Here is an 11,311-nt window from a genome sequence, read left to right as displayed (position 1 = left end):
TGCCGCTTGGCGACGTGGCGTACAAAGCCGAACTCAGGCCGCTGCGATCACTTCTTGAAGCGTACGGTCAGCGCCTCGGCCACCGCCGGGTGGACGAACTTGGTGATATCACCGCCCAGCGCCGCAATCTCGCGGACCAGCGTCGAGGAAATGAACGAGTAGCGCTCCGACGGCGTGAGGAACAGGCTCTCGACGTCCGGCGCCAGTTGGCGGTTCATGTTCGCCAGCTGAAACTCGTACTCGAAGTCGGACACCGCGCGCAGGCCCCGCAGGAACACATTGGCGCCCTGCTCCTTGGCGAAGTGTGCCAGCAGAGAGGAGAAGCCGATGACTTCGACATTGGGCAGGTGTTTGGTGACCTCGCGGGCCAGCTCGACCCGTTGTTCCAGCGGGAACAGGGGGTTCTTCTTGGGGCTGGCCGCCACGGCGATGATCACGTGATCGAACAACCGCGAGGCGCGCTCGACCAGGTCACCATGGCCTTTGGTAATCGGGTCGAAAGTACCCGGGTACAACACTCGGTTCATCGCGTCATCCTGGCTGGAGTGCGTTGGGGAGTCGGATGGTAGCGCAGCGACTGCTGCCCGGCCAAGTCATGCGACCGGAAGATGGCACTATAGACAGTGCGGCTATTGGCTGTCATGCACCCTCTGCGCTCAGCGGATGAAAAGCTTGTATACCAGGCGCTGCAGGGCTTTTCCGTAAGGCGGGTAGATCAGCCGGGCGGCGTTGATGCGCTGTTTGGCCAGTACCGCCCTGGCCTTGCTGAAGGTCTGGAAACCTTCGCGACCATGGTAGTGGCCCATGCCAGAGGGGCCGATGCCGCCGAAGGGCAAGTCGTCCTGGGCGACGTGCAGCAGGGTGTCGTTCAGGCATACGCCGCCGGAGTGGGTGTGCTGCAGCACCCGCGCCTGTTGGCTGCGGTCGTAACCGAAGTAGTACAGCGCCAGCGGGCGTGGGCGCTGATTGATGTAGGCCAGCGCCTCATCCAGCTCGTCATAGGCAACCAGCGGCAGCACTGGGCCGAAGATCTCGTCCTGCATCACCTGCATGTCGTCGTTTACATCGAGCAGTAGATGGGGGGCAGCCTGCGGCCCTGGCGCGGCTCGTCGGGGTACAGGTCGAGCACTTGGGCGCCTTTGTCACGGGCGTCGGCGAGCAGGCGTTCGAGGCGCTGCAACTGGCGCGAATTGATGATCGCGCTGTAGTCGGCGTTGTCTGCGATGCGTGGGAAGAGGCGCTGCACCGCCCGTCGATAGGCCTGGGCGAAGTCGTCCAGACGCTGACGCGGGACCAGCACGTAATCGGGAGCCACGCAGGTCTGCCCGGCATTGAGGGTCTTGCCGAAGGCGATGCGCTCGGCGGCAGTGGCCAGTGGCACGTCGTTGGAGACGATGGCTGGCGACTTTCCGCCCAGCTCGAGCGTGACCGGCGTGAGGTTGTGTGCAGCGGCCAGCATGACCTGGCGGCCGATGCTGGTGGCGCCGGTGAACAGCAAGTGGTCGAAGGGCAGGCGGGCAAAGGCCTGGCCGACTTCGACCTCGCCCAGCACAACGCAGACGAGATCGGCGGGGAATACCTGCTCGAGTAACCGCTTGAGGGCTTCGCCGGCGCGCGGCGTGGCTTCGCTGAGCTTGAGCATGACTCGGTTACCCGCCGCCAGGGCACCGGTCAACGGGCCGATAGCCAGAAACAGCGGGTAGTTCCACGGCACGATGATGCCTACCACCCCCAGTGGCTGCGCCAGCACTCGCGCGCTGGCCGGCTGGAAGGCCAGGCCGACGCGGCGCCGGGCAGGTTTCATCCAGTGCCGCACATGGCGCTCGGCATGGCGCAGGCCCTGCACTGACGGCAGCAGCTCGGCCAGCAGGGTTTCATCGGCGCTGCGCCCGCCGAAGTCCGCATCGATGGCCTCGATCAGCGCCTGTTGCTGTGCAACCAGGGCTTCACGCAGGCTCTTCAGCCACTGGATGCGCTGCGCGGCGGGTGGCATGGGATTGGCTGCGAAGGCCTGACGTTGCGCGGTGAACAACCGCTCGAGAACAAGGTCGGATGGCTCAAGAGGCTTGGCTGTGGACGAACGCATGGCAGCTCCGCGCAGAGGGGCGAGTTGTCGAGCTTATACTCTAATCGGCCTTGCTCTGTGAACGTTGGCGGGGTGCACCGCCCGTGGAATAAACCGTAAGATGGCTCGTCATCCGAAGCCCGCAGACCTGGATACCCGCATGGCCCCGCGCATGAAGACCCGTGAGCGCATCGTGCAAAGCAGCCTCGAACTGTTCAACCAGCAAGGCGAGCGCAGCGTCAGCACCAATCACATTGCCGCGTTCATGGAAATCTCTCCCGGAAACCTGTACTACCACTTCCCCAACAAGCAGGCGATCATCGCGTTGCTGTTCAGCCAGTACGAAGAGCTGGTGGACAGCTTCCTGCGCCCGCCCCAAGGCCGAGCAGCCACGGTCGAGGACAAACGCTTCTACCTCAAGGCACTGCTTGCAGCGATGTGGAACTACCGCTTCCTGCACCGCGATCTCGAGCATCTGCTGGAGAGTGATCCGGAGCTGGCCGCACGTTATCGGCGTTTCTCCCAGCGGTGCCTGCAGCAGGGCCAGGCGATCTATCGTGGCTTCGTCGAAGCGGGCATCCTGGACATGCTGCCGACCCAGATCGAGTCGCTGACCATCAATGCCTGGATCGTGCTCACCTCCTGGGTGCGTTTTCTCAGCACCACCCGCGAGCACTCTGCGCATATGGGTGAAGAAGCCTTCAAGCGTGGCGTCTATCAGGTATTGGTGCTGGAGCTGGGGTTCGTCACCGCTGGCTCCCGCGCTGCCGTGGATGCGCTATGCGATGAATTTCATGTTCCGTTCAATCAGGCCCTGGAACACTGATCCGGGCCTTTCGTGCCATCGATAGGAGATTGTCATGCCCCTTGCGCAACTGATCACCCCGCAGCAGCTGGCCGAGCGTCTGGACTCGCCGGGGCTGGTGATCCTCGACTGTCGCTTTGCCCTGGAAGACGTGGATTACGGCCAGCGCAGCTATGCCGGGGGGCATATCGCCGGTGCGCATTTCGCGGACCTGGAGCGCGACCTGAGCGGGCCTGTGGTCAAGGGGCAGACTGGGCGTCATCCATTGCCTGAGCCGCGCCGTCTGGTCGAGCGCCTGCGCGAGTGGGGCCTGGACAATGACAGCCAGGTGGTGCTGTACGACGACGGTCCCGGTGCCTTCGCTGCCCGCGCCTGGTGGTTGCTGGCCTGGCTGGGCAAGCGCAACGCGGTGTTCATCCTCGACGGCGGCCTCAAGGCTTGGCACGCGGCGCATCTGCCGCTGAGCCTGGATCCGCCGGTGCAGCGCGAGGGCAACTTCACGGGCGAGGCCGATGCGAAGCTGCTGATCGATGCCGAGCACCTGAACAAGCGTCTGGGCAGCGCCGACCTGACGTTGATCGATGCCCGCGCCTTGCCGCGTTTTCGCGGCGAAGTCGAGCCGATTGATCCTGTCGCTGGGCATATTCCTGGTGCGCAGTGTGCAGCGTTCACTGACAACCTGGGTGCGGATGGGCGCTTTCTGCCAGCCGAGCAGCTGAAGCAGCGCTTCGCCGAGAAGCTGGCAGGGCGTGCGCCGGAGCAGTTGGTCGCCTATTGCGGATCCGGTGTGACTGCCTGTCACAACCTGTTTGCGCTGGCGCTGGCGGGATACCCGTTGGGGCGCCTGTATGCCGGGTCCTGGAGCGAGTGGATCAACGATTCCAGGCACGGTGTCGCCACTGGCGATTGAGGCAGCGAAGCGCTAGCGGCCCTCCAGCAGCCACTGCGGAATCCGGCGCTCAAGGTAGTAACCCGGATTGCGCAGGCTGCCCTCTACAAAGCCCACATGTCCGCCGCGGCGGTGCAACTCGAAGTGCGTCTGCGGCGCCAGCTCCTGCGGTGCTGGCAGGCTGTGGTCGAACACGAACGGATCGTCCTGCGCGTGGATGATCAGTGTCGGTGTGCGGTTTTCCCCCAGGTAATAGCGGCTCGAGGCGTGGCGGTAGTAGTCGTGGGCATCGCTGAAGCCGTTGAGCGGTGCGGTCACTCGGCCATCGAAATCCCAGAAGGTCCTCAGGTTGCGTAGCGGCCCGAGGCGCTCCAGCGCGGCCAGCCCTTCGCTGTGGCCCCGGGCCTGGAAGTGCCGCTGCTTGTCCTGCACGTAAGCCAGCATCTCGCGCATGAAGTGCGCCTGGTAGACCTTGCTGAAGCCCATGGCGATGCGATCGGCGCACTGATCCAGACGAAACGGCACCGACACCGCCACCGCTGCTTCAAGCTGGCTGGCCGAACCGCTTTCGCCCAGGTACTTCAACAGCACGTTGCCGCCCAACGAGTAGCCCACGGCATACAGCGGCGCCAGCGGTCGTAGCGCGCGCAGATGGCGGATGGTTTCGGCAAGATCTTCGCTGGCGCCGGAGTGGTAGCTGCGAGCAAGCAGGTTCGGCTCGCCGGAGCAGCCCCGCCAGTTCAGTGCAACGCTGGCCCAGCCAAACGCCTGCAGCGCTTGCTGCAGACCTTTTACGTACGGGGAGTCGGAGGAGCCGGTCAGTCCGTGCAATACCAGCACCAGCGGCGTGTCAGCCTGATGCGGACCATGCCAGTCCATGTCTAGGAAGTCGCCGTCGGCCAGCCACAGACGCTCGCGGCTGCGCTCAAGGCTTGGAAGCCTGCGCCAGAGCGGGCCCCACAGTGTCTGCAGGTGAGGGTTTGACAGGCCGGTGGCTGGGCTGAAGGTTGCGGTGAGACTGGACATGCTCGGCGGCTCTTGGTGTGCCTGCCTAGAGTGCCACGAAACACCGCACCTGTGGTCGTGTTATCAGTCGGCTATTGGCAGTGCAGGCAGGGGCTGCTGAGCCACCTTGGGTCCGACGCAGGTCACGACACAACGATTGCTGTCGAAGACCTGCCGAGCGACCGTCTGGATTTGTGTTGCCGTGGTTTGCGCGAGTTGTTCCTGGTAACGCTGGAAATGATCCGCCGGCAATCCGGATGCATTGATCTGTGCCAGCAGGTCTGCAAGCTTCTGGTCGTCGGCGAGGGTGCGCAAGAGGTCACCGCACAGTTGGCTGCGTGCCAACTTCATCTCGAACTCGCTTGGGCCTTGCTCGATGAAGCAGCGCAGCACGAGTTTGACGAGATCGATGGATGCTTGCAGATAGTGGGGCTTGATATCCCATTCGACGAGCAGCACCAGGGCGCCACGGTAGCCGTCGAAGTAACTGCGAATGGCGTAGGTGAGGGATCGCCGTTCGCGCAGTTCGGATACCAGGCGCGACTCGAAGCTGGCGCCCAGAATCTGGTTGGCCATGATCAGCGCAGGAAACTGTGTATCGCCGGGGTGAATTTCTACCGCAAACGCCAGGCTGACCTTTACGTTGTCGGTGTCTGGATTATTGCTTGGCTGTTCGATGTGCAAAGTCCTGGCCTGGTTGGATGGCCGGGCTTTTTCCAGTGCGGGAAGCGCAAGCTGGGTAACCGGCAGGGCCTGGCAAAGGTCGTTGACCAATGTTTCGGCATCCTCTCGAGACAGGTCCCCGGCCAAGGTGATTTCCAGGTTTCCGGCGCAGTAGGCTCGTTGGTGAAAGTCCACTATCTGCTGTCGGCTGATCGTCATGACACTGCTCGCAGTGCCATGACTGTCCCGCGTGTAAGGGTGGCTGTCATACACGTTACGAAGCCTTTCCACATCGAGCCGGTGCTCAGGTTTGGCTTCGCGACGGCGCAGATAGTTGATGACGCGGTTGCGTATGCCTTCCAGCGCCGTGGGCTCGAAGTTCGGCCGCGCACTCACTGCAACCAGCAGCGCCACGGCTTCCTTGTACAGGCCGTTGGTGAATGGACTGCGCAGACGCAAGATGGCGTCGTCGTGTGTCACGTTGCGTTTGAGTGTGGCGCCAAGCGATTTGAGTTGGCTGGCTAGCTGCGCGGCGTCCAGCTGGTCACAACTCTGGTCGAGCATGTACAGCGTCATTGCGGCCAAACCGGGCGTGTCGTCGTCATGGTAGGCACCCGCCTTGAAGCGTAGTTGCAGGTCGACTGCAGGAGCACCGCGTACCGGAGCGAAACACACCTTGCTGCCCAGCTCGGTATGCCACTGCTGTATCTCCTGTTTCGGGGTGTCCAGGGCGGCCTCTGTAAGGCCTTGCGCCGAGGTCAGGCCGGACAGGTCTAGCGCAGAGCTACCAGCGGCCAGGTCGCCGCAAGCCAGTACGGGAGTCTCTATTACCGTTGCCTCGGGCGCGCACATATGAGTGACGGCAAGGCGTTCACGGGTGAGGTAGGTTTTGATCGCGAGCTGGATGTCCTGCTCGGTGAGCGATGCCAGTGTCTGAAATTCATCATGCAGCTGCGTTGGGTCCAGGCCGCCGATCACTCTCCAACTGAGCGCATCTGCCTGGCCGGTGAGGTTGGCCAGGGCCTCTGCGTGCTGCGCCAGCAGGTGCAACTTGGCATCTTCGATCTGCTGTGCGGTGAAAGAGGTCAACTGGACGCTTTCGATGATGTCCATAACTGCCTTTTCGGCGCTGGCCGGTGTATTGCCGAGTGCGACATAGCCGGAGAATGACAGCAGAGTATCGCCGCGCACCTGGTAGTCATAGGACGGGCCGATGCCTATCAGGACCTGTTGCTTGCGCACCAGTTTGTCATGCAGGAGAGACGACGCGCCTCTGCCCAGCAATTCCGCGACGATTCTCAAGGCGTGCACGCTGCGGGGCGACTCTGCCGTTGCCAGGCTCGGCACATTGAAGGACATCAGCAGGCCGTCGCGCAGGTTAGGCAGTGTCAGTGCCTGTTGGCGGTACGCCAATTGCTCAGGATGGCGAGGCGTCTGGGTCGGTTGCAGGGGGATGGCCTCACAACCTGCGAAGTGACGTTGCACCCATTCTTCGAGGCGAGACAGCTCGATGTCGCCAACGACTACCAGGGTGGCGTTGTTGGGGGCGTAATAATTCCTGTACCACGTGCGAATCGTGATCAGGTTCATGTCTTCGAGGTCTTGCGGGTCGCCGTAGTTGGGAGTGGCGTAGGGGCTGGTTTGGTGAGCAAGCTGTCTATGGCTTTCGAGGGCCTGTTGTACCGGCTGATTGTCGATTTTCAGACGACGCTCATCGCGTACTGCGGTCCTGGCCTTTTCAAAGGCTTCGCCACCAAGGCGAGCATTGATCATGGCGTCGGCCATGATCTCCAGGCCTACCTCCAGGCGCGAGGCGGGCAGGGTCATCCTGTAGACCGTTGCATCGTCGAATGTAGAGGCGCCGCCGGTGCCGCCCAGCCAATTGATTATCCGCAGGTACTGGCCGGCTGCGAGTTTGCCGCTGCCCTCGAACACCATGTGCTCGAGCACATGGGACAGATTGCTATGGCCTGGCGGTTCGTGGCTGGAGCCCACGTGATAATGAAGCTGTGCACAAACAAGCGGGCTACGTTGATCACGCTGGAGGTAGACCTTCAGGCCATTTTCCAGGCGCACGTGCTGTAACGGCGTGCTTGGTGGGGCGATCAGGTTGGTGGGTTTGACAGTGGATGCTGGCATCGTCGAGCTGCTCCGGCGGGTTTGAGAGCGGAGCAGCTTCAATCAGAGGGCTTGTTGAGAGGTGCTATTTAAATCTTGGCGCTCATGGTTTCAGCCACGTTGCCACAGGGCGTAGTTCACCTGACCCGTTTTCTTTTCCCGGTGCAAGCGCCAGTTGCCGGGCATCGGCAAGCTGGAGGGCGAGGCTTCGCTTTCGGTATAGATCCAGGCCTGTTCTCGCAGCCACTGGTGTTCCTCCAGCAGGTTGCAGGCGTCTGCCAGCAGGTCCTTGTGGAAAGGCGGGTCGAGGAACACCACATCGAACTGCTGCTTGGCCGGGCCGCCGAGATAGCGCAGGGCGTCGGTCTGCAGGATCTGCCCACGGGGGCAGCGCAGCAATTCGAGATTGTGCTTGAGGTTGGCGATGGCTGCAGGGTTGCTGTCCAGTGCCACCGCATCGTCGGCGCCGCGCGAAAGGGCTTCGAGCACCAGCGCGCCGCTGCCGGTGAAGGCGTCCAACACGCGAGCGCCTTCGATGTAGGGGGCCAGCCAGTTGAACAGGGTCTCACGCACGCGATCGGGTGTCGGGCGCAGGCCTTCGCCCTCGGGCACCGCCAGGCGACGGCTGCGCCACTCGCCGGCGATGATGCGCAGGTGCCCAGCACCCTTGCTTTGGGTCTGGGCGGGGTTGGAGGGTCTTGCCATCAGTGCTCCGGTACGCCGAGCGGTTGCTCGGAAGGTTTGTCTGTGGGCGGTGGCAGCGGTTTTTGCGGCACGCTCGGGCCTGCGGTGACGATCACCAGCTTGTCCACCGCCAGGTGCTTGTTCATCGCCGCCTTGACCTGCTCGACGGTCAGCGCCTGGGATTGTTGCATGAAGTCTTCGAGCCAGGTCAGCGGCAGATTGTAGAAGCCGATGGCGCCCAGTTGGCCAACGATGCTCGCGTTGCTGGCATTGGAGAGCGGGAAGCTGCCGGCCAACTCACGTTTGGCATCGTCCAGCTCTTGCTGGGTCGGGCCGTTCTTCAGGTAGTCGGCGAGGATGTCCTGAACCAGCTTGAGCGTGCCTTCGCTGAGTTCGGCGCGCGTCTGCAGGTTGATCATGAACGGGCCGCGCACCTGCATCGGGCTGAATACCGAGTAAACCCCGTAGGTGAGGCCGCGTTTTTCCCGCACTTCGCTCATCAGGCGTGTGCCGAAGGCGCCGCCGCCGAGGATCTGGTTGCCCAGCGACAGTGCTGGCCAGTCAGGGTCCTGGCGAGTGATGCCCAGTTCGGCGAGCATCAGGTGGGTCTGCTTGGACGGGAAATCGATATGAGTCGCGCCCGGCTTGGGCTCTGCTGGTTCGCCAGGGCTGGCCAGCGCCGGACCCTTGGGCAGGGCGGCGGAGAGCTGCGCGGCGATGGCTTCGGCCTCACTGCGGCTGAGGTCGCCGACCAGGGCGATCACGGCATTACCGGCAGCGTAGGCCTTGGCGTGAAAGTCGCGCAGTTGTGCCTGGCTGATACCCGGGATGCTTTCGGCGGTGCCGTCGCTGGGGTGGGCGTAGGGATGGCTGCCGTAGAGGTTGGCGAACAGCGCCTTGCCGGCCAGCTTGCCAGGGTTCTGCTTCTCGTACTCGAAGCCTGCCAGTAGTTGGTTCTTGATACGCTTGAGGGCGTCTTCGGGGAAGGTCGGCTTGCCGACCACGTCGGCGAACAGTTTCAGCGCCGGGTCGCGTTTGTCTGGGGCGCTCAGGCTGCGTAACGAGGCGATGGCCATGTCGCGGTACGAGCCGTTGCCAAAGTCGGCACCGAGCCCCTCGAAGCCTTGGGCGATCGCGGTGACGTCCTTGCCGGCCACACCCTCGTTGAGCATGGCGTTGGTCAGGGTGGCCAGCCCGGAGACGTTGCCGTCCTGGCTGCTGCCTGCGGCGAAGGTCACGCGCAGGTCGAACATCGGCAGCTCGCGGGCTTCGACGAACAGGACCCGCGCGCCTTCGGCGGTGGTCCAGTTCTGGATGTTCAGCTGGCGTCGACTGGGGGATTTGCCATCGAGCTCGGCCAGCGACTGCAGGGTGTTGGCCGGGCGTGCGGCGTTGCTGTCGGGCTGACCGGCGGCATTATCCGATTGCGCCGGGCGGGCCAGCAGCAGGGCCAGCGCCACGATCGCAGCGAGGATGCCGAGGCCGAACAGGGTATAGCGGGGGGCGCTGCGATCACTCATGAGCGGACTCCTCGGGCAGAACATGGGCAACGCTCAGGCGTTCGCGGGTGAAATAGGTGCGCGCGGCGTCCTGAATGTCCTGTGGCGTGACGCGCTTGAGGTCGTCCAGCTCGCTGTCGATCAGCTTCCATGAAAGGCCCACGGTTTCCAGCTGACCGATGGTGGTGGCCTGGCTGCTGATCGAGTCGCGGTCGTAGACCAGGCCGGCGATGACCTGGGCCCGCACGCGCTCCAGTTCTTCAGCAGTGGGTGGCGTGTTCTTGAGCTCGTCCAGCAACTGCCAGACGCCCTTCTCGACGTCGGCGAGGGTTTTCTGCTTCTGCACGTTGGGGGTGGCGGAGATCAGGAACAGGCTGTCACCCCGGGTGAAGGCGTTGTAGCTACTCGAGGCACCGGTCACCAGCTCCTGGCCGCGCTCGAGGCGTGCCGGCATGCGCGCACTGTAGCCGCCGTCGAGCAGCGCCGAGATCAGGCGCAGGGCCTGGGCGCTGCGTGGGTCCTTGGCAGTGGCCAGGCCTGGGACGTTGAAGCCGTAGATCAGACTGGGCAGTTGGGTGCGTACGTGAAGAGTGAGCTGGCGCTGGCCGGGTTCGGCCAGTTCCAGTGGCAGTTTGGCGGGAGGAATGGCGCGTTTGGGGATGGCGGCGAAGTACTTGTTCGCCAGGCCCTTGACCTCATCGACGGTGACATCGCCCACCACCACCAGCGTGGCGTTGTTCGGTGCGTACCAGGATTCGTACCAGTGGCGCAGTTCCTCGACCTTCATCCGCTCAAGGTCGGCCATCCAGCCGATGGTCGGTGTGTGGTAGCCGCTGGCCGGGTAGGCCATGGCGCGGAACAGTTCGAAAGCCTTGGCGTTGGGCTGGTCGTCGGTGCGCAGGCGGCGCTCTTCCTTGATGACTTCGATTTCACGGCTGAACTCGTCGGCCGGCAGGCGCAGGCTGGCCAGGCGGTCGGCCTCGAGCTCCAGGGCTACCGGCAGTCGGTCGCGGGCCAGCACCTGGTAATAAGCGGTGTAGTCATCGCTGGTGAAGGCGTTTTCCTCGGCGCCGAGGTCGCGCAGGATGCGCGAGGCTTCGCCCGGACCGACCTTGGCGCTGCCCTTGAACATCATGTGCTCAAGCGCATGCGACAGACCGGTCTGGCCTGGCGTCTCGTAGCTGGAGCCGACCTTGTACCAGATCTGCGATACCACCACTGGCGCGCGATGGTCTTCGCGCACTACGACCTTCAGGCCGTTGTCGAGGATGAATTCGTGGGTCGGTTGCGTATCGGCGGCCAGGGCCGCAAGCGGCAGGCAGAGCGTGCCGAGCAACAGGCCAGCGGCGCGGCGGGCTAGAGCATTCATACGATGGATAACCTGTACGACGGCCCGCGGGGTTTAGCGTAGGCGGGCCAGGAGGTGCTAGGATACTGATCCGGTTGCCTGGCGACCATGCCTGTCGCCGTTCTGGCCCACAGGACACTACGACAAAACGTTGCGCATGAACCAGCCGGCTTTAAGAGAGTCTGTTCTGCGTATAGAGAATTCCCGATGCCCAATGATGGTGCATCGCTACCCT

The 11,311-nt window shown here is 63.5% G+C and carries 8 protein-coding genes and 1 pseudogene; 2 read left to right on the top strand and 7 right to left on the bottom strand.

The genetic code is table 11. The annotated features are described in order from the left end of the window. Nucleotides 1–47: 47 nt before the first annotated feature. Together coaD and ACMGGG_RS22700 are read right to left on the bottom strand one after the other, a co-directional pair. The gene (gene coaD / locus ACMGGG_RS22705) at nt 48–527 is read right to left on the bottom strand and encodes a pantetheine-phosphate adenylyltransferase (RefSeq protein WP_063541647.1); all 480 of its coding nucleotides are present in this window, start codon (nt 525–527) and stop codon (nt 48–50) included. 129 nt (nt 528–656) lie between these two features. Beyond that, a pseudogene (locus ACMGGG_RS22700) lies at nt 657–2,086 on the bottom strand (coniferyl aldehyde dehydrogenase). A gap of 139 nt (nt 2,087–2,225) precedes the next feature. On the opposite strand from ACMGGG_RS22700, the gene ACMGGG_RS22695 reads away from it, so the two are divergent. Beyond that, nucleotides 2,226–2,891 (top strand): TetR/AcrR family transcriptional regulator, encoded by a 666-nt coding sequence (locus tag ACMGGG_RS22695; RefSeq protein WP_054891154.1) that lies wholly within the window; start codon nt 2,226–2,228, stop codon nt 2,889–2,891. Nucleotides 2,892–2,925: 34 nt separating this feature from the next. Next, nucleotides 2,926–3,780 (top strand): sulfurtransferase, encoded by an 855-nt coding sequence (locus ACMGGG_RS22690; protein ID WP_063541643.1) that lies wholly within the window; start codon nt 2,926–2,928, stop codon nt 3,778–3,780. 12 nt (nt 3,781–3,792) lie between these two features. Here ACMGGG_RS22690 and ACMGGG_RS22685 read toward each other — a convergent pair whose 3' ends face one another. The 5 genes from ACMGGG_RS22685 to ACMGGG_RS22665 all read right to left on the bottom strand — a co-directional run bounded on the left by ACMGGG_RS22685 (nt 3,793) and on the right by ACMGGG_RS22665 (nt 11,097). Then, nucleotides 3,793–4,785, bottom strand: a complete 993-nt coding sequence (locus ACMGGG_RS22685) for a hydrolase (RefSeq protein WP_063541641.1) — start codon at nt 4,783–4,785, stop codon at nt 3,793–3,795. A 63-nt stretch (nt 4,786–4,848) separates the two neighbouring features. Next, nucleotides 4,849–7,608: a M16 family metallopeptidase gene (locus ACMGGG_RS22680; RefSeq protein WP_414154469.1), complete on the bottom strand. Its 2,760-nt coding sequence runs from the start codon at nt 7,606–7,608 to the stop codon at nt 4,849–4,851. 48 nt (nt 7,609–7,656) lie between these two features. Continuing rightward, nucleotides 7,657–8,250, bottom strand: coding sequence for a 16S rRNA (guanine(966)-N(2))-methyltransferase RsmD (gene rsmD, locus ACMGGG_RS22675; protein WP_112899429.1), 594 nt, complete (start codon nt 8,248–8,250; stop codon nt 7,657–7,659). Continuing rightward, nucleotides 8,250–9,749, bottom strand: coding sequence for a M16 family metallopeptidase (locus ACMGGG_RS22670; RefSeq protein WP_063541635.1), 1,500 nt, complete (start codon nt 9,747–9,749; stop codon nt 8,250–8,252). The genes rsmD and ACMGGG_RS22670 overlap by 1 nt, the downstream gene beginning before the upstream one ends. Continuing rightward, nucleotides 9,742–11,097: a M16 family metallopeptidase gene (locus tag ACMGGG_RS22665; RefSeq protein ID WP_414154468.1), complete on the bottom strand. Its 1,356-nt coding sequence runs from the start codon at nt 11,095–11,097 to the stop codon at nt 9,742–9,744. The genes ACMGGG_RS22670 and ACMGGG_RS22665 overlap by 8 nt, the downstream gene beginning before the upstream one ends. Nucleotides 11,098–11,311: the final 214 nt, after the last annotated feature.

The organism is Pseudomonas sp. BNK-44-b (genome assembly GCF_047456245.1).
GTDB classification, from domain to species: domain Bacteria; phylum Pseudomonadota; class Gammaproteobacteria; order Pseudomonadales; family Pseudomonadaceae; genus Aquipseudomonas; species Aquipseudomonas machongensis.
The sequence above is the reverse complement of the archived record's forward strand: the minus strand, read 5'-3'. Positions and strand labels throughout refer to the sequence as shown.

Coding starts and splice junctions, on each gene's coding strand:
- ACMGGG_RS22690 (WP_063541643.1), top strand. CDS start 2,926: ATGCCCCTTGCGCAACTGATCACCCCGCAGCAGCTGGCCGAGCGTCTG.
- ACMGGG_RS22665 (WP_414154468.1), bottom strand. CDS start 11,097: ATGAATGCTCTAGCCCGCCGCGCCGCTGGCCTGTTGCTCGGCACGCTC.
- ACMGGG_RS22695 (WP_054891154.1), top strand. CDS start 2,226: ATGGCCCCGCGCATGAAGACCCGTGAGCGCATCGTGCAAAGCAGCCTC.
- rsmD (WP_112899429.1), bottom strand. CDS start 8,250: ATGGCAAGACCCTCCAACCCCGCCCAGACCCAAAGCAAGGGTGCTGGG.
- ACMGGG_RS22685 (WP_063541641.1), bottom strand. CDS start 4,785: ATGTCCAGTCTCACCGCAACCTTCAGCCCAGCCACCGGCCTGTCAAAC.
- coaD (WP_063541647.1), bottom strand. CDS start 527: ATGAACCGAGTGTTGTACCCGGGTACTTTCGACCCGATTACCAAAGGC.
- ACMGGG_RS22670 (WP_063541635.1), bottom strand. CDS start 9,749: ATGAGTGATCGCAGCGCCCCCCGCTATACCCTGTTCGGCCTCGGCATC.